Annotated in this window: 25 protein-coding genes; 16 read left to right on the top strand and 9 right to left on the bottom strand. The window is 58.7% G+C overall.

The features are described from left to right. Positions 1–276: 276 nt before the first annotated feature. From AACX99_RS16820 to AACX99_RS16780, 9 genes are all read left to right on the top strand, one after another. The gene (locus AACX99_RS16820; protein ID WP_339413582.1) at positions 277–522 is read left to right on the top strand and encodes an antirestriction protein ArdA; all 246 of its coding nucleotides are present in this window, start codon (positions 277–279) and stop codon (positions 520–522) included. 598 nt (positions 523–1,120) lie between these two features. Continuing rightward, entirely contained in the window at positions 1,121–1,402 is a 282-nt protein-coding gene (locus tag AACX99_RS16815; protein ID WP_269381902.1) for a helix-turn-helix transcriptional regulator, read from the top strand. 23 nt (positions 1,403–1,425) lie between these two features. Beyond that, a complete protein-coding gene (locus tag AACX99_RS16810; RefSeq protein WP_339413581.1) occupies positions 1,426–2,256 on the top strand; it encodes a replication initiator protein A in 831 nt (276 codons plus the stop codon). 229 nt (positions 2,257–2,485) lie between these two features. Further along, on the top strand, positions 2,486–3,124 hold the full coding sequence (parA, locus tag AACX99_RS16805) for a ParA family partition ATPase (protein ID WP_339413580.1): 639 nt from the start codon (positions 2,486–2,488) through the stop codon (positions 3,122–3,124). Further along, the gene (locus AACX99_RS16800) at positions 3,121–3,363 is read left to right on the top strand and encodes a hypothetical protein (RefSeq protein ID WP_339413579.1); all 243 of its coding nucleotides are present in this window, start codon (positions 3,121–3,123) and stop codon (positions 3,361–3,363) included. The genes parA and AACX99_RS16800 overlap by 4 nt, the downstream gene beginning before the upstream one ends. Then, positions 3,360–3,884, top strand: coding sequence for a S26 family signal peptidase (locus AACX99_RS16795; RefSeq protein WP_339413578.1), 525 nt, complete (start codon positions 3,360–3,362; stop codon positions 3,882–3,884). Before AACX99_RS16800 ends, AACX99_RS16795 begins: the two co-directional genes overlap by 4 nt. Positions 3,885–4,233: 349 nt before the next feature. Beyond that, positions 4,234–5,778 carry a DUF3363 domain-containing protein gene (locus AACX99_RS16790; protein ID WP_339413577.1) on the top strand — a complete coding sequence of 515 codons (1,545 nt, stop codon included), beginning with the start codon at positions 4,234–4,236 and terminating at the stop codon, positions 5,776–5,778. 31 nt (positions 5,779–5,809) lie between these two features. Beyond that, positions 5,810–6,097, top strand: coding sequence for a HigA family addiction module antitoxin (locus AACX99_RS16785; RefSeq protein ID WP_339413576.1), 288 nt, complete (start codon positions 5,810–5,812; stop codon positions 6,095–6,097). A gap of 160 nt (positions 6,098–6,257) precedes the next feature. After that, a complete protein-coding gene (locus tag AACX99_RS16780; RefSeq protein ID WP_339413575.1) occupies positions 6,258–6,518 on the top strand; it encodes a pyocin activator PrtN family protein in 261 nt (86 codons plus the stop codon). Here the strand turns inward: AACX99_RS16780 and AACX99_RS16775 are convergent. Next, positions 6,507–7,652 (bottom strand): site-specific integrase, encoded by a 1,146-nt coding sequence (locus AACX99_RS16775; RefSeq protein WP_339413574.1) that lies wholly within the window; start codon positions 7,650–7,652, stop codon positions 6,507–6,509. The genes AACX99_RS16780 and AACX99_RS16775 overlap by 12 nt on opposite strands. Before the next feature lie 124 nt (positions 7,653–7,776). Here AACX99_RS16775 and dusA point away from each other — a divergent pair, with 124 nt between their 5' ends. Both dusA and tal read left to right on the top strand, forming a co-directional pair. Further along, the gene (gene dusA, locus AACX99_RS16770) at positions 7,777–8,781 is read left to right on the top strand and encodes a tRNA dihydrouridine(20/20a) synthase DusA (protein WP_339413573.1); all 1,005 of its coding nucleotides are present in this window, start codon (positions 7,777–7,779) and stop codon (positions 8,779–8,781) included. Positions 8,782–8,822: 41 nt separating this feature from the next. After that, positions 8,823–9,749: a transaldolase gene (tal, locus tag AACX99_RS16765; RefSeq protein ID WP_339413572.1), complete on the top strand. Its 927-nt coding sequence runs from the start codon at positions 8,823–8,825 to the stop codon at positions 9,747–9,749. A gap of 57 nt (positions 9,750–9,806) precedes the next feature. On the opposite strand, the gene rssC is transcribed toward tal, so the two are convergent. Together rssC and rssB are read right to left on the bottom strand one after the other, a co-directional pair. Further along, positions 9,807–10,289, bottom strand: coding sequence for an anti-sigma factor antagonist RssC (rssC, locus tag AACX99_RS16760; RefSeq protein WP_339413667.1), 483 nt, complete (start codon positions 10,287–10,289; stop codon positions 9,807–9,809). An 8-nt stretch (positions 10,290–10,297) separates the two neighbouring features. Beyond that, positions 10,298–11,482, bottom strand: a complete 1,185-nt coding sequence (rssB, locus tag AACX99_RS16755; protein WP_339413571.1) for a two-component system response regulator RssB — start codon at positions 11,480–11,482, stop codon at positions 10,298–10,300. Positions 11,483–11,697: 215 nt separating this feature from the next. Here rssB and AACX99_RS16750 point away from each other — a divergent pair, with 215 nt between their 5' ends. Continuing rightward, a complete protein-coding gene (locus tag AACX99_RS16750; protein ID WP_339413570.1) occupies positions 11,698–11,997 on the top strand; it encodes a PilZ domain-containing protein in 300 nt (99 codons plus the stop codon). 58 nt (positions 11,998–12,055) lie between these two features. Here the strand turns inward: AACX99_RS16750 and AACX99_RS16745 are convergent, their stop codons facing one another. Then, the gene (locus AACX99_RS16745; protein WP_339413569.1) at positions 12,056–12,757 is read right to left on the bottom strand and encodes an MlaA family lipoprotein; all 702 of its coding nucleotides are present in this window, start codon (positions 12,755–12,757) and stop codon (positions 12,056–12,058) included. Between the two features lie 233 nt (positions 12,758–12,990). Here AACX99_RS16745 and AACX99_RS16740 point away from each other — a divergent pair, with 233 nt between their 5' ends. Together AACX99_RS16740 and AACX99_RS16735 are read left to right on the top strand one after the other, a co-directional pair. After that, complete coding sequence (locus AACX99_RS16740) at positions 12,991–13,701, top strand: HAD family phosphatase (RefSeq protein WP_339413568.1); 711 nt, start codon at positions 12,991–12,993, stop codon at positions 13,699–13,701. Positions 13,702–13,849: 148 nt separating this feature from the next. Beyond that, positions 13,850–14,116, top strand: a complete 267-nt coding sequence (locus AACX99_RS16735; protein WP_339413567.1) for a DUF4404 family protein — start codon at positions 13,850–13,852, stop codon at positions 14,114–14,116. 267 nt (positions 14,117–14,383) lie between these two features. Here the strand turns inward: AACX99_RS16735 and queF are convergent, their stop codons facing one another. The 4 genes from queF to AACX99_RS16715 all read right to left on the bottom strand — a co-directional run bounded on the left by queF (position 14,384) and on the right by AACX99_RS16715 (position 16,929). Next, on the bottom strand, positions 14,384–15,214 hold the full coding sequence (queF, locus tag AACX99_RS16730) for an NADPH-dependent 7-cyano-7-deazaguanine reductase QueF (protein WP_339413565.1): 831 nt from the start codon (positions 15,212–15,214) through the stop codon (positions 14,384–14,386). Positions 15,215–15,307: 93 nt separating this feature from the next. After that, a complete protein-coding gene (pyrF, locus tag AACX99_RS16725; protein ID WP_339413563.1) occupies positions 15,308–16,006 on the bottom strand; it encodes an orotidine-5'-phosphate decarboxylase in 699 nt (232 codons plus the stop codon). 126 nt (positions 16,007–16,132) lie between these two features. Continuing rightward, complete coding sequence (locus tag AACX99_RS16720) at positions 16,133–16,603, bottom strand: DUF3291 domain-containing protein (protein ID WP_339413561.1); 471 nt, start codon at positions 16,601–16,603, stop codon at positions 16,133–16,135. A 92-nt stretch (positions 16,604–16,695) separates the two neighbouring features. Further along, on the bottom strand, positions 16,696–16,929 hold the full coding sequence (locus tag AACX99_RS16715; protein ID WP_339413559.1) for a DUF1127 domain-containing protein: 234 nt from the start codon (positions 16,927–16,929) through the stop codon (positions 16,696–16,698). 97 nt (positions 16,930–17,026) lie between these two features. On the opposite strand from AACX99_RS16715, the gene AACX99_RS16710 reads away from it, so the two are divergent. Next, positions 17,027–17,881: a LysR substrate-binding domain-containing protein gene (locus tag AACX99_RS16710; protein ID WP_339413556.1), complete on the top strand. Its 855-nt coding sequence runs from the start codon at positions 17,027–17,029 to the stop codon at positions 17,879–17,881. Here AACX99_RS16710 and AACX99_RS16705 read toward each other — a convergent pair. Further along, entirely contained in the window at positions 17,871–18,626 is a 756-nt protein-coding gene (locus AACX99_RS16705) for a sulfite exporter TauE/SafE family protein (RefSeq protein ID WP_339413554.1), read from the bottom strand. The two genes, AACX99_RS16710 and AACX99_RS16705, sit on opposite strands and share 11 nt — an antisense overlap. Before the next feature lie 106 nt (positions 18,627–18,732). Between AACX99_RS16705 and AACX99_RS16700 the strand changes: the two genes are divergently transcribed. Then, entirely contained in the window at positions 18,733–19,689 is a 957-nt protein-coding gene (locus AACX99_RS16700; protein WP_339413552.1) for a LysR family transcriptional regulator, read from the top strand. Positions 19,690–19,923: the final 234 nt, after the last annotated feature.

Genomic DNA, 19,923 nt, shown 5'->3' with positions numbered 1-19,923 from the left:
GCAGCACTTTCACTCTAGGCATACTTGTTTTCAGGCCTGCACTCGTCAAAGCCTGCTTGAAATACTGCGAAGAGTTCCTATGCATCATGCGACGTCCTGTCATTAAATAGCATCTAAGTGATGCACATTACCCGAAAACGCTGCCCATCCCTGAGCGCTGCAATTCTAAACGCCCGCCCTGTTGACGGCTATAGTTCAATCCACATCCCTTTACTAGCAACAGCGTGCCCCCCTATAAAAGCTGCTCTGCCCAAAGGGTCGTTTGCAACTGAAAGAATGTCTGTACTCGCCCACTTCAACGACATTGACGAGGTACGCAACGCCGCTGAGGAAGATTATTGCGGATGCTACGCCTCGCTGGCCGATTGCGCCCAAGATCTAACTGAAGCAACCAGCAGCATTCCCCCACACCTGGCCAACTACATCGACTACACCGCCATGGCGCGAGACATGGAGTGTGGCGGCGACGTATTCACGCTGGAAACGGACTTTGAGCAAGTGCATGTGTTTTGGAACCGTTGATGTGAAATCAAGGCACCGGGGCGAACCCGGTGCCTTTGCTTTTTGCGCTCCTGTCCTGCCGGCCACCCGCGCGCCCCACCCTGAAGGCTGGTGAACTGGCGTGTACACCAGCCATGAGCATGTAGAAAAGAGCTCTGCGGCAGTGACCTATTCAGACCTTTACGGACTTACGTCTTTGCACAAATCAGCCAATCCGTATCTACAGATTTACGGATTTGCAGGAAACCGGATTTACGCTTTTACGTGTCTACAGAAATTCGTATATGCGCATTTCAGGTTCTACAGAAAGCCGTAGATACGCAAAACCTTGAGGTCACGCGAGTTGGTCTACGAAATGTCGTTTCAATTCGCAGTTGTTCTCGTAAGTGAGCGTACTCGGTCAGCGCCCAGACCTTGGGGGCATCAATCCATCGCCGATCTTCCTGCGAGTTCGCCCAGACCTAACCCGGCATGATCGAGCGCGACGGCTGCCGCACGGTGCACCTTCCACTTCGACGGAGGACACACCATGTCGCAACTACCGACTCTGCCCCACCACCAGCATCGCGTCGACCTAGACTCTCCGCGTCATCGCAAGGCTGGGCCGACGGCTCATGCCATGGCCCCAATAGCGCCCAATCAAACAGCAACCGCGAAGCAAGCCGGTACTCCACCCCGCTACCTCACCAATACCGAGGCAGCGACCTACCTGCGCTTATCGCCGCGCACTCTGGAAAAACAGCGCGTACTCGGCGGTGGCCCGCGCTTTCACAAGTTCGGCAGACGGGTCATGTACGCCCTGGCAGATCTCGAGACTTGGGCCAATGAGCGCAGCTTTGAGACCACCTTCGATCCTGAGTACCTCGAACGCCACCCAGGAGCTCAGCGTGATGACCAGTGAAACCCTCGCCTATGAGTCGCTGCATGCACACCCTGCCAGCGCAGAACGAGCAACTAGACCTGTTCCGCGCATTACCGGGCGATATGGCGCCACGCGACGCCCAGGACCTGATGGCAAATCCGTTCTTCTCGCTTGCCAAGTCGCGGCGCACAACGCCTATCGACTTTCACTCAGGAGAAGTGACGGTGCGTGTGGAGGGCACGCTGGAGCATGGCATCGCTACGATCTGGGATGCCGACATCCTGATCTGGGCAGCCAGTCAGATCGTCGAAGCGCGCGATGCCGGTATTCCGACCTCGAGACTGATGCGCGCAACGCCCTATCAAATCCTGCGATTTATTGGCCGGGGCACGTCCCAGCGCGACTACCAGCGGCTCAAGGCCGCACTGGATCGGCTGCAGTCGACCAGCGTGGCCACCTCAATCCGCGAGACTACTGGCAGGCGCCTGCACCGCTTCTCCTGGATCAACGAGTGGAAGGAACTCGCCGCACCAGATGGTCGTCCGCTGGGTATCGAGTTGATCCTTCCAGATTGGTTCTACAGCGGGGTACTCGACCAGGCGCTGGTGCTAACAATCGACTCGGCTTACTTCCGGCTCACCGGTGGCATCGAGCGCTGGTTGTATCGCCTGGTGCGCAAGCATGGCGGGAAGCAGGAGGACGGCTGGCAATTCGACTTTCGCCACCTGTACCGCAAATCAGGGAGCACAGCCCGCTATTCAGATTTTGCTCTCGACCTACGTGCACTGGTCGCTCGGCAGTCGCTACCTGGATATCACATGAACATCGTTCGGTTCACCCCTTCAACCGAACTGCTCGCCTTCCGCGCCGTGCCGTATACGGCACGGGGATAACCTGCGCAAAAGCTGTGAATTCAGACGTGCTATCAGGCGCAAGCAGGCACGTGCTATCAGGAGCATCACCATCGTGCCATCAGGCGCACAAAATGCTCTGCAGGCCACGTCTGGCGCGGCCTACACCCGCCCTTAACTTAACTAACTTAAAAGCTCTAACTTTTTATTGGGAAGCTGCCCGATTGTGGACAGGTGAAAATCGGGCCTATCTGGCCAGGGAGACTCGACCATGATTGTTGCTCTGCTCAACCAGAAAGGCGGAGTTGGCAAGACCACCCTGGCCACCAACATCGCAGGCGAACTGGCCCTGCGTGGCAACAACGTCATCCTGCTTGATGCTGACCCACAGGGCTCTGCACTGGACTGGACGCAACGACGCAGCCAGCAGGGATTGCCTCGGTTGTTCAGCGCCGTCGGCCTCGCACGCGAGACGCTGCATCAGGAGGCCCCGGAACTGGCTCGCCGTGCCGATCACGTGATCATTGATGGACCACCGCGCATTGCCGCCCTCGCCCGCTCGGCGTTGCTCGCCGCCGACCGTGCTTTGATCCCTGTACAGCCCAGCCCTTACGATCTGTGGGCGAGCGCGGAGATGGTCAATCTGATTCGCGAGGCACAGGTGTTCAGGCCTATGCTGCGCGCGGCATTTGCCATCAACCGTCGCGTCAGCACCACGGTAATTGGCCGGGAAGCACGCAGCGCCTTGGCTGAACAGCCGCTGCCAGCTCTGCAGTCGGAAGTACGCCAACGCATTGTCTTCGCTGAGAGCGTCGCTGCAGGTCGCCTTGCGTGCGAACTAGCACCGGACAGCGCTGCCGCACGTGAAGTCAGCAACCTAGTAGACGAGCTGCTGCGGTGGTCGCTGTGAGCGGCAAGCGCATCGACATCGGTGCTCGTCCGTTAGCAGACCCCAAGGCCGATAACTGGATACGCCAGGGCGCCGTCCAAGACAGCGTCAAAGTCGAACACTACAGCGCCCGACTCACGCTCGACGTCACACCAGCACTGCGAACACGCATCAAGCTCGCTGCATTCGATCGCGGTGTAACGATGGCGGAGATGCTGCGTGATGTCCTGGAACGAGAGTTCCCAGAGGTCACGTCATGACGCCGTTGGGTCGTCATGCGTTAGGGCCCATTGCCTTGAGCGTCGGCAGTTTCTTCGCACTGGCCTGGACTGCACTCACGAGCTCATCACCCCTGCTCGTCTACAACGCTTCCAACAGCGTGCCCGCAGGTTGGTACCGCATCGCTGATGCTCGTCTTCTGGCTACTGGCGACCTAGCTCTGGTTCGCTTGCCGGCAGAGATAGCAGCATTTGCGGCGCAGCGCGGTTACCTGCCATCGACCGTGCCACTGCTGAAAACGGTAGCCGCTATCGCACCGCAGCACGTGTGCGTGCAGAGCAATCAAGTACTGATCGACGGCAAGCTTGTGGCCAGACAACTGCGATGGGATTGGCAAGGTCGCCCGCTACCGACTTGGCAGGTTTGTCGGCACTTGGTGAGCGATGAACTGTTCCTGCTCAGCAGCAATCCGGAGTCATTCGACAGTCGCTACTTCGGCCCTATCTCGATCGACGCAGTAATCGGCTTAGCACAGCCCTTGAGGCTGGTGACGCCCCCATGAGTCGGTACTCTCCGCGTCAACCGACTAAGCAACCTCGTGTGTTTCGCTTGCCAAGTCGTGCGCCGCCTGCGTGCAGGAAACACCGCTTTCACTCTTCCGCTGAGACGTGTTCACAGGCCACCACACCATCCCTAGCGACCCTCTTATGAACGACCAAGGCAGAAGAAAAGCAGAGGGCAAGATAAAAGGGGGCGGCACTTCGTGGCTCGCGGGGGTGGTCTGCACGGGAGGTTTAGGCGGCACACCGCCTAGACGATCAGGTGCCGGAATCACCAAGAGCGCTCACAGACACTGGCTTATAGGTGTGCCTGGTACGCCCATCTGCGATCAGCATTGAGGAGCAATCAATATGAGCAAGGGAAGCCACAAAGATAACGAGCAAGAGTTTCGACCCCAGCCAGGCAAGCCACGGCAGCGCGGCCAAACCTTCGTCAATCAGGTCTTACACCAGGCCAATAAGGCTGGCACGGGGAAGTCGAGAAAAGCAGCTCATCAACCTGGCGCGGGTATCGGCCGCGGACATGTCGCTGCCCGTTTCAGCGCGCAAAAACTGAACCACAACGCCCGTCGTGTGACCATCAAGACGCGCTTAGTGAATCTGCGCAAAGCAGGTAAGCGCTCGACACTTACTCACCTGCGCTACATCGAGCGCGACGGTGTCAGTCGCGATGGCGATCCGGGCAAGGCCTACGGCCCACTCACCGACCAGGCGGACGTCGGTGCCTTCGAGGAACGGGGTCAGGAGGACCGGCACCAGTTTCGCTTTATCGTTTCGCCCGAAGATGCTGAGCAACTGGATGATCTGCGCACCTACACACGTCACCTGATGAGCCGAATGGCGGCCGACCTTGGCACTCAACTTGACTGGGTAGCGGTTGATCACTGGAACACTGACAACCCGCACACTCACATCGTCCTGCGCGGCAAAGACGATACCGGTAAGGACCTGGTGATAGCGCGCGACTACATCGCCGAGGGCATGCGCAATCGTGCAGCAGAGCTAGCCACAGAGTGGCTGGGGCCGCGTACTGAACTGGATATCTACCAGGGACTGCAGCGCGAGGTGCAACAGCAGCGCTGGACCAGCTTAGATCGAACCCTAATGCGGGAACGCCAAGCGGACGTTCTGCGTGTGAAAACCCTCGTTAACCATCCACGCAGACAGTTACTGATCGGCCGTCTGCAGTACCTTGAGAAAATGGGACTGGCCCATGAAAGCCGGACGGGGGAATGGGTCATACGCAACGACGCTCAAACTACCTTGAGGGCCATGGGCGAACGTGGCGATATCGTGCGCACGATGCAACGCGCCATGGCTGGCACGCAGAGGGATCTAACGGTTTTCGAGGCAGGCGGCAGCAACCCGAATGTGGTCGGCCGAGTGATGGCCAAGGGGCTTGCAGATGAGCTGCACGATCAAGGCTACCTGGTAGTTGATGGCCTCGACGGCAAGGCTCATTACGTGACGCTGCCTGCCCGCGCGGAATTGTCTAACTATCCAATCGGGGCGGTGGTAGAAACACGATCCGTAAACGAACCTCGCGCTGTAGATCGCTCACTTGCCTCACTGGCTGTGGAGGGTATTTACCGCACTGATCACCACCTCGCGTTGGTCAGATCACAGGCTTGCGGGGGAAACGATCCTGGGCCTGGGGCTGTACGCACTTTCTACGAATCAGGCTCGACCAAAGGCATCCAGAACGATCACCCGAAACGTCTAAGCCGGATGCTGAGTTTTATGGACAGAGCTTGCGAACCATCCGATCTAGACATACCCGGGTGGCGACTGCATGCCCTTAAAGGGGAGCTTGTAGAATTCTGGTCTCTCACCATAAACGGCAATTGGCGAGTGATCTTTCGATTCGTTGGTAGCGACATAGAACTCCTTGACTAGCTTGACTACCACTGAATAGGAGGGGTTTCCCATGACCATGTTCAACCCGCCACATCCTGGCGAAACGCTGCTCGAGGACGTGCTCCCAGAACTCAATATCAGCATCGCTGAACTAGCCCGTCGACTTGGTTTTGCCCGTGAGACGCTATCGCGGATCTTGCACGGGCGTGCTCCGATTAGCACGGATCTAGCCGTCCGATTGGAATTGGCAGGAATAGGCAAGGCACGTACCTGGCTTGGCGTACAAATCGATTACGACCTCTGGCAAGCGACACATCGCGAGCACCCTCATATCGAGCGCTTCGCTGCGATTGCTTAGGCATCTTCGGCAAGTCACTAGAGCCCCAGCAGCGTGAAAGGCCCAGAAACTTAGAGCAATTCGGCTCGCGCAAACACGCCCGTCTGCGACTTAGCTTGTTTGGAATAAAAATGAATTCGATAAGCTGAGCCAACTGGAATGGCAAATAAGGCATGGAGCAATGAAAACGCTGTTTTTGCTGATGGCTCAATACAACGGGCAGGTGATAATCCCACTTGATAGAGTTTGCCAGGATTACTTTTCACACCTTAGCCCCGAGATGTTCCTGCGCAAGGCTCTCGCCGGGCAAATAAGGATACCGATCACCCGCCTGGAGCACAGCCAGAAGTCCGCTAAGGGAATCCACCTGCAAGACTTGGCGAGCTATCTCGACGATCAGCGCGCAGCAGCCTTAAAAGAATGCCAGCAGCTATACGCTTGAAAGCTGCTTGCGCTTGGCCACTGCCGCGCCAAACCTCACTGGCATCTCTATGACCTTCGGCAGCCACTCCCAACCTTCGAAAGAATCCCCTCGCCCATGCAGGTGGGTGTAGCGCCGAAGTGAGTTCCAATCCCGGTGGCCAGACACACTCGCCACTCGAGGAATATCCCAGTCCATTTCAAACAGCCTACTCACGCCACCGTGCCTCAGGTCATGGAAGTGAAGATCCTCGATCTGCGTCCTCTCAATCGCCCGCGCCCACGCGCCCTGTATCGCGTCACCTGTATACGGGAAAATCTCCTCATAGACCCGCGGCATACTTTGCACGATGGCAAATGCCTCTGCAGGCAAATGGCACCACACATCGTTGCCCCACTTGTCCCCTGGGTTTTTCATATCACGGACCAGTACCGCCTGCCGACTTTCGTCCAAGTCTGCCCAACGAATTCTCACTATCTCGTCCTGTCTACGCGTGGAGAACAATGCAAAGAGCACGATTTTGGGCATGTGAACCGACAACGGGCGTGCTTTCAAAACATCACAGAACCGCTCAAGCAACAGTGCCAGCTCAGCCGGGGTCGGCCGCCGCTCGCGCTCGCGGCTCTTCATCTTGTAACCCAGCTTATTGAGTACCATCCGGGCATCCGTCATCGCGCCGGCAGGCACGTCATACCCCCAGGCTGGGCGGGCGACTGACAGGACCGCTCCAAGATGAGCCAGGTCATTGCCGGCAGTTTGCGGCTGAACACCACCACCCTCTGAGCCCATCCGCCATAGCGCATAGTCGACGAGTACCTGGCTGGTCATCTGCGCTGGCGTCATATCACCCAGATACGATGCAGCAATCGCACGCAGCGTATACTCCTTCGTCCGCCCAAGCGGCTGAGCCTGGCTGACCTCTGCCAAGTACTTATCAATTACATCCCTGAGTAGCACACCGCCCCTCTTGGCGCGCTCGATTGCACCAGGCTCACTCAGCTCAGTCTCGCGACGTTTCACCCACGCCTCGGCCGCCTTCTTGCGCGCGAAGGTCTGGCTCTCTGTGTAAACTTGCACCCCATCTTTTTTGATTCGAATCTGAGCGGTGTAACTGATCGTGCCGTCAGCCCTCTTTCGCGGCCTGATCGTTGCCATGGTGGTACATCCTGTTTTCCGGTGGTACATGCGAGCATTTAGGTGGTACAGCGTACCACCTGACTTTTAAAAATGCCCGCAAACCCCCGAAAACACGTCAGAAACACGCACACCGGAGACACCCATGCTACAAGGCTTAACCCCAGAAAACACGCCGACTCCAGTGTCCCGCCGCTTCTCAGTTGCGCCGATGATGGATTGGACTGATCGGCACTGCCGCTATTTCCTGCGCCAGCTGTCGCAGCACGCCCTGCTCTACACCGAGATGGTCACCACTGGGGCGATATTGCATAACGATAACGCGCGCTTTCTGCGCCACAGCGTGGCGGAATACCCACTGGCCCTGCAATTAGGTGGCAGCGCGCCGGCGGACTTGGCAGCCTGTGCCAAGCTGGCGCAGGAAGCGGGCTATAACGAGGTCAACCTCAACGTCGGCTGCCCGAGTGATCGGGTGCAGAACAATATGATCGGGGCCTGCCTGATGGGCCACCCGCAGCTGGTCGCCGACTGCGTGAAAGCCATGCAGGACGCGGTGGATATCCCGGTAACGGTAAAGCACCGCATCGGCATCAACGGTCGCGACAGCTATGCCGAGTTGTGCGATTTCGTCGGCACCGTGCGCGATGCAGGCTGCCGCAGCTTTACCGTGCATGCGCGCATCGCCATTCTCGAAGGGCTGTCGCCCAAGGAAAACCGCGAGGTACCGCCACTGCGTTATGAAGTGGCCGCGCAGCTCAAACAGGACTTTCCCGACCTCGAGATCATCCTCAACGGCGGCATCAAAAGCCTGGAAGATTGCCAGCAACATCTGCAGACCTTCGATGGCGTGATGCTGGGCCGCGAGGCGTATCACAACCCTTACTTACTGGCGCAGGTGGATCAACTACTGTTCGGCTCCAGCCGCCCGGTAATGAGCCGCTTCGAGGCCATGCAGAGCATGCGCAGCTATATCGCCGCGCACTTGGCCGAAGGCGGCAGCATGCACCACATCACCCGCCACATGCTCGGTCTGGGCCAGGGTTTCAACGGCGCTCGGCGCTTTCGACAACTGCTCTCGGTGGACATTCACAAGACCAGCGAGCCCCTGGCGCTATTCGATCAAGCGGCGCAATTGCTGCAAGGCCGCTGACTCGGGTAAGGTCGGGGCATCTGTAACGACAAGGCTGCGCCATGACCTCCAAGCTCGATCAACTCAAGCAGTTCACCACAGTGGTCGCCGATACCGGCAACCTCGACGCCATCGCCCGCCTGAAGCCGGTTGATGCCACCACCAACCCTTCCCTGCTGCTCAAAGCCGCTGCCATGCCTGGTTACAGCGCACTGCTGACAAGCGCAGTGACTGCCGGCAAAGGCGATCTAGGCCTAGCTTGCGACCATTTTGGCGTCGCTGTGGGCGGTGAAATCCTCAAAATCATCCCCGGGCGCATCTCCACCGAGGTGGATGCGCGCCTGTCCTTCGACACCCAGGCCACCCTGCGCCGCGCTGAACGCCTGATTGGCTTGTATGAAGAGGCCGGGATTGGTCGCGAACGCGTGCTGATCAAGATCGCCTCGACCTGGGAAGGTATTCGCGCTGCCGAGCAGCTGGAAAAGGCCGGTGTCCAGTGCAACCTGACCCTGCTGTTCACCTTCGCTCAGGCCCAGGCCTGCGCCGATGCCGGCGTATTTTTAATTTCACCCTTCGTCGGGCGCATCTGCGACTGGTACAAGAAGGCCGAAGGCCGTGATTTTGTCGGCGCAGAAGACCCCGGCGTGCAGTCGGTTACGCGCATCTACAACTACTACAAGGCCAACGCCTACCAGACCGTGGTAATGGGCGCGAGCTTCCGCAATATCGGCCAGATCGAGCAACTGGCTGGCTGTGATCGCCTGACCATAAGCCCCGAGCTGCTGCAGCAACTATCCGATGATCCGCAACAACTGGCGCGCCTGCTCAGCCCTGGCAAAGCCGCCGCAACCAAGCAGAGCCTGAACGAGAGCCAATTCCGCTGGGCCATGAATGAGGATGCCATGGGTACTGAAAAGCTCGCCGAAGGCATCCGCCTGTTTGCCCGAGATCAGGAAAAGCTGGAAAAACTGCTCACCACTCAAGCCTGAATGGCCTGAAAACAAGCGGGGCGCTCAATGAGCGCCCCGCTTGTTTAACACCCCTAGTCAGTGGTGCTCGAGAGCATTGACCAGATCGTGGAAAGCTTCGCGATTGGACTCATTCAAGCCCATCAGAATCCGGTGCGCTTCCAGCACCTTGGCACGTACCACCTCTTCCGATTGATCCTGCGACGGCAGGTCATCCAGACAATCCGGGCACGGCACCGGCGTATCGACGATATTGAACACCTGATCGAACCCCATCGACTGCAGCAAGCGCGTGATGTCGGCATGGGTGGTCACCACAGTTGGCAACAGGCCGATCTTCTGCCGCGACAGAATCGACAGTTTGGCGAGCAGACCAAGGGTCGTACTATCGATACTGCGAGTCTCGGTGAGATCAATCACTATGGCTGAGAAGTTCAGCGCAGTGAAAATTTTCTCGATGGTCGAATCCAGGGCCGAACACAGTGTCAGGCGCACTTCACCCACAAACTTCAAGATGAACGTACCATCTTGCTCGGCAAATTGGATTCTACCGGGGCTTATCCCAGGGTTCATGCAAGGTTCCTGCTTAACACCAGCAAGGCAATATCATCCGGCATATCCCCCAGATTGGCCAGCCCAAAAGCCGTACGTAAGCCATCCAGAGTACCGCCCGCAGAACTGATCAGCTGCGGCAAATGGGTTTCCTTGTCTTTCAAGGTATCACCCGGCAGCAGATCAAGGATGCCATCGGAGAGCAGCGTCAAGCTGAAGTCTTCCGGCAATTCAAGTTCCAGATCATTGTATTCGGCCTCAACAAACAGCCCGACCGGCAGGCCGCGACCTTCCAGATAACGCGCCTGCCCTTCGCTGTAAAGGACCGGCAGCGGCAAGTGACCACCAACGCTGTAGGTCAGGCGGTTATTGGCCTGATCGATCACACCACCCAACATGGTCACATGCTTGCCCAACTTGCAGTTAATCAAGCCACGGTTGATATGACCGAGCACTTCAGAGGGTTTGAAATTCGGCAGATTGCCGCCGCGACGCGACTCGTACAGCAAGCGCGTGGTCATAAATTTCAGCAGCACCGTGACAAATGCCGACGAGGCACCATGCCCGGAAACATCGGCCAGATAAAAAGCGATACGGCTGTCATCGACGCGAAAATAGTCGACAAAATCGCCAGACAAGTACAAGGAAGGAATAATCTTGTGGGCAAAATTCAACCCATCAGCCTGCCACGGCGTCACCGGCAGCATGTTCATCTGCACTTGGCGACCAGCGTTCTGGTCTTCTTGCAGCAGATGTAAGCTGGCTTGTAGTTCGCGATTGGCCGTTTCCAACTCATCGCGGTAGCGCTGGTTCTCCAGGCGCAAATTGGCGCGATCCAGGGCACGACGCACCGAATGCTCAAGCACAGCGAGATCCGCCAGTGGCTTGATCAGATAGTCGGCAGCGCCCAGACGCAAGGCCTCGACGGCATCGCTCATGACTCCAGCACCGGACACCACGATCACCGGAGTATCTATTTGCAGAGCGTTAATACGACGGATCAGCTCGAGACCATCTACTTGCGGCATGCGCAGATCGCAGATCACAAGATCCGGCGACTCCGCATGAAAGACTTCCAGCCCCTGCAAGCCATTGGCGGCCTGCAGCACGTGAAAACCACTGTCTTCCAAGTAGGCGGCGAGACTCGCACGCACTACGTCGTCGTCATCGATTATCAGCAGCGTGGCACTGGTTGTGTGCATGAGGTATCCAGGCAAACTGCGCCGGGTATGGGTTGGTTTATGCGTCAGGGCAACCGCCTGGCCGCGCGAACTCGGCTTGCTTCAAGGCGCAGACGGTACTCCCATCCGTTACGTGATTCAAGCGGGTGCCGGTCGTCGCCGCACGACTTTACACCTCAAATCGGCGAAGGTTATAAGAGCTGCAGGACAGCCCCCATAACAAGAGGAAAAAGCCCATGAGCCAAAATGATCGTGCCTACAGTGAGAAACGCGATTACATCCGCATGCGGCTAGAGGCCCCCGTCACCCTGCACCATGACGGTAAGGAAATTCCCGCGCTGTGCCTCGACCTGTCCAGCACCGGCATGCAGCTGGAAGCCGAAAGTGCAGTGAAGTTAGGCGACAAGGTGCGGGTGCATATTGCTTCTGATCACAATGAATTACGCGGTTTGGATGCCCAAGCCGAAGTGATGCGTGTCAGTACCATGGAAGACGGCCGCCAGGCATTAGGCTTGGCGATTATTTCCATGAACTGAAATGCTCGGCCAACAAAAAGGCGGCCCGCTTGGCCGCCTTTTTTGTGCACACGAGAACTCAGAAGTCGTCCTCTACGTCACCATCGCGCACTTTGAATTCGCGGTTCTGCAGGTAGGCGTTGCGGATAAAGATGTATTTATCACCACTGACCATACGCTCGGCCTTGAGCAAGCTGGCCCGCAGGTCAACCGCCTGAACACCACGTACCACATTGCGCGTCGGCACATGGTCAATATACGCAGGCGCGGTCAGCATGCTGTCCGGTACCTTGCCAAAAGCATCACGCACGGTGCTTGGGCCTAACAGTGGCAGCACCACATAAGGCCCGCTATTGAGCCCCCAAGCGCCCATGGTTTGCCCGAAATCTTCATCGCTACGCGGCAGCCCCATAGCGCTGCCGACATCGAAGAAGCCCAGCAGGCCGAAGGTGGTGTTGAAGATCAAGCGGCCGCCATCAACCCCAGCGTCATGCAATTTGCCTTGCAGCAGGTTATTGGCCAAGTTGCCGACATCACCGATGTTACGGAAGATGTTGTGCACGCCATCTTCGAGAAACTGCGGCGTCACCGCCTGATAACCCTTGGCCAACGGCTTGAGGGTGTAGGTATCAACGTTATCGTTGACCCGGAACATAAAGCGGTTGTAGCCCTGCCAGGGGTCCTCTTCATTGGCTTGCGCCAGAGCAGGCAGCCACAGCGCGCCAGTAACGGTTATCAACAGGCTCAATCGTTCAATCCAGCTCGCACCGGTCATACGCATCACAGTCGCTCCTTGAAAATGCTCAGGTTGCCGCAGGCGGCCAAATCGGGCCGCGCATTATAAGGTGCCAGCCTACTAAATAGGCAGCATAGCGGATGAACAAATAGCCAAAAAACTTACTTTCTATTGCCGTACAGCTCGACGGCTGAATGCACGCCTAGAGAAACAAAGCCTTCATCTGTCTGTAATCTGGAACCGTTAGCTTGGGCTAGATTATTTTTCAAGGACGGACCATGCAAGCGCCCGCCATCTCGCCCGCCTTCACCGCCATTCTATTTAGCCTGTCCGGCTGCCTGGTTGATTTTGGCGCACGCACCATCCCCCTCACCCTACAACGACTTTATCCGGCCGCAGACAATCCCCAGAGCCTGCAACAGGCACTGGGCCGCGAACCCTTGGCTGAAGAGTGGCAGGCCTATCAGCAGAGGCTCTGCGAGACGGCATGCGAGCATGCCGAAGCCACGCCAGCTGCCCTGTCACTGCTTGAGCAACTGCAACAGCAAGCGGTACCTTGCGCCTGGCTCGATGAGCTACCCCGCGACGCCAGCATCAGCTTGGCCAGCGCACTACCGGGTTGGTTACCCGGTATGCCGAACCACAACCACCGCCCTTGGCCGGCGCCCGACGGTATCTGGCGTAGCCTGATGGAGCTACAAGTAGATCAGCTTGCAGGCTGCGTACTGGTGAGTGGCGAACCGCGCTTGCTGCAGGCGGCTTTGAATGCCGGTATCTGGACCATCGGCCTGGCAATCAGTGGCCCGCTCTGCGGCTTGGCACCGGCTGATTGGCAAAGCCTGCCGATGGGTGACCGTGATCGACTGCGCAGCCAGGCCACATTGAGCCTGTACCGCATTGGCGTGCACTCGGTGATCGACCAACTCAGCGATCTGCCCACCTGCCTGGCAGACCTCAGCCTGCGCCGCCACAAAGGCGAGAAACCCTGAGCCAGCACTCAATTGCCCGCTGAAACAGTACTCGGCGCTTGATCCAAAGCAAGCAAAGGCGGCGTGCTTGGATTAACCTGAAGATATGCAGGACCTTTCGCGCCCGCGCAAGGTCAGTCAGTCTGTCGATTACCAAAGGGAGAACTCCATGCCTGCAAGCCGCCTGCAGCAACAACTGCAAGATCTGCGCGACCAACTGGCCGAGCAAACACCATTGACTGAAGACGAGCGCGCCGAGCTGTTTGTCCTGACCCAGGATATTGAACTGCAACTGGCCCGCCAGGCAGCAGCCGCGCCTGACGCAACCCTGATCGACGGGGTCAATCTCGCGGTAGAGCGCTTCGAAGCCAGCCACCCGACGATTGCCGGCACCCTACGTAATATCGTGCAGAGTCTGGCCAATATGGGCATCTAAAGCACCTGCATAGAGCCTTTCGGATCTTGCGAGCTAGTGCGGGACAAGGCGCTACGTTAGTAACAGCCTCCGGCTGGTCAAAACTGCCGAAGAAGCGGAGTTTACGGCTGTAAATGAGCATTACTCGTTTCACTCGCCCTTCGGGTCGCGCTAAAGCGCGTTAGCCACATGTGGCTTACCGAGGCTGTTTTTAACGCAGTATCGCCGACGCACAGCAGATCCGAGACAGGCGCTAACGAAAACCCCAGCTCTAGCTGGGGTTTTTCATTACTGGCGCACCAAGCGCTGATTGTCAGGACTGATAGGTCCACTGCTGCGATAGGGGTTGATGTCCAAACCGCCACGCCGTACATAACGCGCATACACGGTCAGATGCTCCGGCTTGAGCAGGCGCTGCAGGTCGAGAAAAATCCGCTCAACGCACTGCTCGTGAAAATCTGCGTGCTGGCGAAAGCTCACCAGGTAAGCCAGCAGGCTGGCGTGATCCAGCGCCAAGCCCCGGTACTGCACCACCAGCGAGCCCCAATCCGGCTGACCGGTGACTGGGCAATTGGATTTGAGCAGATGGCTGTGCAGGCTTTCCTCGACCACTCGCGCGGAATCACAACGCAGCAGCTCAGGCTGCGGTTGCGCATAGTTGCTGATGGCCACATCCAGCTCGTCAATGCAGATACCTGGCGCGGCCTGCACACCGTCGGCCGTGACCTCCGCCAGGCTGCGCACACGCACGCCAACTGATTTGCCGGCGGCTGCCGAGAGGTCTTGTGTCAGTACCGCTACCAGTTCATCAGCGCTGTTGAACAGCGACTGGTTTAGCGAGTTGAGGTACAGCTTGAAGGATTTCGACTCGATGATATTCGGCGAGTCAGCGGGAATGGCAAACTCGCCTATGGCCACCACCGGCTTGCCCGACGGCAATAGCCAAGACAGCTCAAAGCAGTTCCAGAAATCCACGCCCTGATACGGCAGCGTCTCGGCGCTCAAGCCCAGTTCGGCCCATTTCGCGGCGCGCGGAATCGGGAACAACAGAGACGGGGTGTAGGTAGCGATGTACTCGCTGGATTTGCCCAGTGGCGAATCTTCGGCGGCGGGATGCATGGAGAAAACCTGGCTAGTCGAAATGCAGCGATTGTATACAACTTCAAAAACAGATTCACCGCGGCAAGCCTGAAACCAGCCTTGCCGCCAGGATCAGGCCAGTTCAGCCACCACAGCCGCCAGCGCCTGAGCTGGATCAGCGGCCTGACTGATTGGCCGGCCGATCACCAGATAATCCGCGCCCACGTCCAGCGCCTGACTCGGTGTCAGAATACGGCGCTGATCGTCCTGAGCGCTGCCGGCCGGACGAATCCCCGGGGTTACCAACTGCAGCGCCGGGTAAGCGACCTTCAGCGCCTGCGCTTCCTGAGCTGAACACACCAGGCCATCCAGACCAGCCTGCGCCGCCAACCCAGCCAAACGCAGCACCTGAGCCTGCGGTTCGAGATCCAGGCCAACGCCAGCCAGGTCTTCGCGTTCCATGCTGGTCAGCACGGTTACCCCAATCAGCAGCGGCTTGGCCCCAGCGAGCTTGTCCAGGGTTTCACGGCAAGCCGCCATCATGCGCAGGCCGCCCGAGCAGTGCACGTTGACCATCCACACGCCCATCTCCGCCGCAGCCTTAACGGCCATGGCAGTGGTATTGGGAATGTCATGGAATTTCAGATCGAGGAATACCTCAAAGCCCTTGCCCGCCAGGGCGTTGACGATCTCTGGCCCGCAACGGGTGAACAGCTCCTTGCCCACTTTTACCCGGCACAGCTTGGGATCGAGCTGATCAGCCAATGCCAGCGCGGCATCACGGGTCGGGAAATCCAGGGCAACGATAATCGGGGTCTGGCAGGCGGACATGGGCGGGCTCTCGGGCAAGACAAATTCGGCGCGCATTGTAGCGGATGCGCCGCACGCTTGCCGCTCCGGTGATCCGCCCGCCTCGCCCACGGCTCAAACAGAGTCGCAGCAAACCATGGCTTACCGCTACTCGGCAGGCTCAGCCACGCGCGCATCCGGCGCCGTAAATGCCTGGCGAAAACTGAACGCTTGCGCGCTGGCGCCCTGCTCACGCAACAACGCCAAGCGCTCGGCAGCCTCCTGCACCGATGGCCGATGCCCCGCCGGCACCCACCACAGCACCATATGCGCTTCACTAACCTTGCTGAACCACTCCTGGCGCCGCTTGAGCATCTCGGTATGGGCGGACTTGTACACGTAATCACTGAGCGCCTGCACATCGCGCCATACCGACAGATTCACCAGCACATCGTCACCAAACGGGCGAAACGCCGTGGCATCGCCCGCCTCGTCCTGCAAGCGCCAGATATAGCCGGGCGAGGATTCCGCCAGCGCATTAATGCGCTCCAGGTTGGCGACAAAGTCGGCCATGCTTGGCGACTCCAGCGGCTCCTTCATCGTGGCGATATTCAACTGCGCGAGTTGATAGCTAGACATCAATGCTTTCCTTATTTATGTAAATCCCTGAATAACCACTGCCCTGACTGAGCCCTACGCGCATCACAGCCTCGATGCACATGGCCAGCGACTCAGCGCGCCATGGGATCATCCCAGAATGAGCGCTCGCTTTCCTGGATAACATCCGCGCGGCTTAAGCCCAGGTCCTTCAATGCCGCATCATCGAGCATGGCCAGGCGCCGCCGTTGTTCGGCCAGCTGCCACCAGCGGGAAAACTGACGGCCAACCGCACGCAGTATTTCCAACGGCCGGCGGCCCTGTAAGCGTCCAGCACTGACTAATGCATAACCTTTTTGACCTTTCATCTCGTCGCCCTCCTTGTGGGGTTGGCGACAGTCTCGCGCTCGGCTTATGATCAATCCAACGAATGTTTCTTATGTAATGCATCTCGGAGATTGATGTATGGCCAGCTACCCGAGCATCGATAGCGAACTGCTGCGCACCTTTGTCGCGATTGCTGATCACGGCGGTTTTACCCGCGCTGCGGAAATGGTCAACCGTACCCAGTCGGCCGTCAGCATGCAGATGAAACGCCTGGAAGAAGACGTGGTGCAACGCCCACTGTTTCTGCGCGACGGCCGCCAGTTCAGCCTCACAGCCGAGGGCCAGTTACTGCTCGGTTATGCTCGGCGCATTCTCAAATTACACAGTGAGGTGATGACCAGCATGCGCGCCCCGCACATGGTCGGCACCGTGCGCATCGGCACACCGGACGACTATGTGATGCGCTTTATGCCCGGCATCCTCTCGCGCTTCGCCCAGGCCTACCCGCTGGTGCAGGTGGAGTTGCACTGCGAGCCGTCGTTCCAACTGCTGCAACGCCAGGATCTCGACCTGACCATCGTCACCCGCGAGCCAGGCACCGAGATCGGCCAACTGTTGCGCCAGGAACGTATTGTCTGGGCCGAAGCCCAGGGTTTCAGCCCGCATGAACAGGAGCCGCTGCCGCTGGCGATGTTTAATGCCCAGTGTTTCTGCCGCTCCTGGGCCTGCAACGCGCTGGACGCCATGGAGCGCGAATACCGTATCGCCTACACCAGCCCGAGCCTCTCGGCGATCATGGCGGTGGTCAGCGCCGGCCTGGCGATTACCGCACAGCTGCAAAGTCTGATTACCCCGGACATGCGCATCATCGGCACTGCCGAAGGCTTACCGGCGATGCCTTCCGCCAGCATCGTATTACTGCGTAACAGCCAGACCCAGTCGCAGGTCACCGAAACCCTGGCCGAACAAATCGTCGAAGGTTTCAGACTTTAAGCGCGAGCAATACCGCGCAGAGCAGCAGAAAGCCGGCAAACAACCCGCGCAATACCCGTTCTGGCAGCGCGTGGGCGAACTTCACGCCCCAGCTGATGCTGAGCAAACCGCCTAGCGCCAAAGGCGCCCCCAGCAGCCAATCGACATGTTCATGGGCCGCGTAGGTCGCCAGCGTTACGGCCGTGCTTGGCGCGGCCAGAGCCAGGGACAGCCCCTGCGCCATAACCTGGCTGGTGCCGAACAGCGTGGTCAGCACCGGCGTCGCCAATACCGCGCCGCCAACACCAAACAACCCGCCGAGCAAACCAGCGCCACTGCCCAGCAGCGTCAACCAGGGCCAGGGATAACGCAGGCCAACCGAGAGCATGGCCGGTTTGCTATACAGCCGAGAGAGGTTGTAGGCCGCCAGCAATACCAGGAAGGCCACAAAACCCAGGCGCATGCGCTCGGCATCCACAGTGACTGCCCAGCCTGCGCCCAGCACGGCAAACATCAGGCTTGGCACAGCGAGGGCCAACGCATGCCGCCAGTCGATACGGTTGCGCTGGTGATAACGCCACAGCGCCAACAGCACATTGGGCACGACCATCACCAACGCCGTGCCTTGAGCCAATTGCTGATCCAAGCCAAACAACACGCCAAGCGCCGGAATGGCGATCAAGCCACCACCAATTCCAAACAGACCACCTAGGGTGCCAAGGGCAAGCCCAAGCAGAAGGTTCAAGGCAAAGTCGAGCAAGGTCATCAGTGGGCTCCAAAGTGATGCCGCACAGCCTAGCGCCTCGACACTAGCCGTGAAACGCACAGCAACGCAAAATGGCTATGCACATAACGCACAGCAGGGCTTACCCATGAACCCCGATAGCCTGACCGATCAGCTCAGCCTGTTTCTCGATGTACTGGAAAACGGCAGTTTTTCCGCTGCGGCCCGCCGTCACCCACTGACGCCCTCAGCAGTGGCTCGGCGCATCGATGCACTGGAACGTTCGCTGGGCAGCAACCTGTTCAGCCGCAGCACCCATGCCGTGCGCGCCACCTCCGCTGGCCTGGCGTTTGCCGAACGAGCCAGGCGCATTCTCGCCGAGCTGCACCTGGCCCGCGCCGAAGCCGTATCGCTGAGCAGCGCACCAGAAGGGCTGATTCGTGTTGATGCCCCAGCACCGTTCGGCCGAAGGCATCTGGCCCCAGCGATTGCCGAGTTCTTGGTCGCCTATCCAGGCCTGGATGTGCAGTTGCGTCTGATCGACAGCTTCGTCGATCTGCATGGCACCCACCTGGGTGAAGTCGACCTGGTGCTGCGCATCGGCCCACTGGCAGACACCCGTTTAGTCGCCACAGCGCTATCACCCATGGTCCGAGTCGTCTGTGCTAGCCCCGACTACCTGGCTCGTCGCGGCGTGCCGCGCAGCCCCAGTGAGTTGATAGACCATGACGGCCTCGACTGGGACAGCCTCGCGCCGCCCTATGCCTGGCGCTTCGAGCAGGACGGTAAACTGCAATTGTGCCGCCCCAAACGCCTGCGCATGACCGCCAATAACGCCGAAGCATTACTATTCAGCGCCCTCTCCGGCCTGGGCATCGCCCATTTGCCAACCTGGCTGATCAGCGACTACTTATTGCGTGGTGAACTGCTGCCATTGTTCTGTGAAAACGGCCTACCTGCTCCCGAGCCCAGCGGCATTTATGCGCTGCGCCTGGAACGGGAAACCGACTCACGCAGCCGTCTGTTGCTGGAGTTTCTCAAGGCCCGCTTTGGCCCGGTAGCACCTTGGGATCTGGCGCTGCACAGCGGCTTACAGCGTAACTAGGGGCAAACGGCCGGAACAGCAGGCAGAAAAAATGATCGGGAATCATTTTTGGCATCGCGCAGCGACAACCCTAAGGGTGGCCGCCAAGGATGGCTGACCATAAAAAAGGCTATGTCCCAAGACCGTGTTGCAAGGACTACGCTTTAAGGCAGACATCCGCTTGTGAGGTCAGCCCACCATGGATACTCAAGCCTTTCAGCGCTGGTTGGCCCAGGTGAGCCAGCTCAGTGCCAA

It is taken from the genome of Pseudomonas sp. EA_35y_Pfl2_R5 (genome assembly GCF_963970805.1).
GTDB lineage: Bacteria > Pseudomonadota > Gammaproteobacteria > Pseudomonadales > Pseudomonadaceae > Aquipseudomonas.
The sequence above is the reverse complement of the archived record's forward strand: the minus strand, read 5'-3'. Positions and strand labels throughout refer to the sequence as shown.

Excerpts from the sequence above, each read along its gene's own strand:
- AACX99_RS16820 (WP_339413582.1), top strand. The coding sequence starts at position 277 with ATGTCTGTACTCGCCCACTTCAACGACATTGACGAGGTACGCAACGCC.
- AACX99_RS16815 (WP_269381902.1), top strand. The coding sequence starts at position 1,121 with ATGGCCCCAATAGCGCCCAATCAAACAGCAACCGCGAAGCAAGCCGGT.
- AACX99_RS16810 (WP_339413581.1), top strand. The coding sequence starts at position 1,426 with ATGCACACCCTGCCAGCGCAGAACGAGCAACTAGACCTGTTCCGCGCA.
- parA (WP_339413580.1), top strand. The coding sequence starts at position 2,486 with ATGATTGTTGCTCTGCTCAACCAGAAAGGCGGAGTTGGCAAGACCACC.
- AACX99_RS16795 (WP_339413578.1), top strand. The coding sequence starts at position 3,360 with ATGACGCCGTTGGGTCGTCATGCGTTAGGGCCCATTGCCTTGAGCGTC.
- AACX99_RS16790 (WP_339413577.1), top strand. The coding sequence starts at position 4,234 with ATGAGCAAGGGAAGCCACAAAGATAACGAGCAAGAGTTTCGACCCCAG.
- AACX99_RS16785 (WP_339413576.1), top strand. The coding sequence starts at position 5,810 with ATGACCATGTTCAACCCGCCACATCCTGGCGAAACGCTGCTCGAGGAC.
- AACX99_RS16780 (WP_339413575.1), top strand. The coding sequence starts at position 6,258 with ATGAAAACGCTGTTTTTGCTGATGGCTCAATACAACGGGCAGGTGATA.
- AACX99_RS16775 (WP_339413574.1), bottom strand. The coding sequence starts at position 7,652 with ATGGCAACGATCAGGCCGCGAAAGAGGGCTGACGGCACGATCAGTTAC.
- dusA (WP_339413573.1), top strand. The coding sequence starts at position 7,777 with ATGCTACAAGGCTTAACCCCAGAAAACACGCCGACTCCAGTGTCCCGC.
- tal (WP_339413572.1), top strand. The coding sequence starts at position 8,823 with ATGACCTCCAAGCTCGATCAACTCAAGCAGTTCACCACAGTGGTCGCC.
- rssB (WP_339413571.1), bottom strand. The coding sequence starts at position 11,482 with ATGCACACAACCAGTGCCACGCTGCTGATAATCGATGACGACGACGTA.
- AACX99_RS16750 (WP_339413570.1), top strand. The coding sequence starts at position 11,698 with ATGAGCCAAAATGATCGTGCCTACAGTGAGAAACGCGATTACATCCGC.
- AACX99_RS16745 (WP_339413569.1), bottom strand. The coding sequence starts at position 12,757 with ATGCGTATGACCGGTGCGAGCTGGATTGAACGATTGAGCCTGTTGATA.
- AACX99_RS16740 (WP_339413568.1), top strand. The coding sequence starts at position 12,991 with ATGCAAGCGCCCGCCATCTCGCCCGCCTTCACCGCCATTCTATTTAGC.
- AACX99_RS16735 (WP_339413567.1), top strand. The coding sequence starts at position 13,850 with ATGCCTGCAAGCCGCCTGCAGCAACAACTGCAAGATCTGCGCGACCAA.
- queF (WP_339413565.1), bottom strand. The coding sequence starts at position 15,214 with ATGCATCCCGCCGCCGAAGATTCGCCACTGGGCAAATCCAGCGAGTAC.
- pyrF (WP_339413563.1), bottom strand. The coding sequence starts at position 16,006 with ATGTCCGCCTGCCAGACCCCGATTATCGTTGCCCTGGATTTCCCGACC.
- AACX99_RS16720 (WP_339413561.1), bottom strand. The coding sequence starts at position 16,603 with ATGTCTAGCTATCAACTCGCGCAGTTGAATATCGCCACGATGAAGGAG.
- AACX99_RS16715 (WP_339413559.1), bottom strand. The coding sequence starts at position 16,929 with ATGAAAGGTCAAAAAGGTTATGCATTAGTCAGTGCTGGACGCTTACAG.
- AACX99_RS16710 (WP_339413556.1), top strand. The coding sequence starts at position 17,027 with ATGGCCAGCTACCCGAGCATCGATAGCGAACTGCTGCGCACCTTTGTC.
- AACX99_RS16705 (WP_339413554.1), bottom strand. The coding sequence starts at position 18,626 with ATGACCTTGCTCGACTTTGCCTTGAACCTTCTGCTTGGGCTTGCCCTT.
- AACX99_RS16700 (WP_339413552.1), top strand. The coding sequence starts at position 18,733 with ATGAACCCCGATAGCCTGACCGATCAGCTCAGCCTGTTTCTCGATGTA.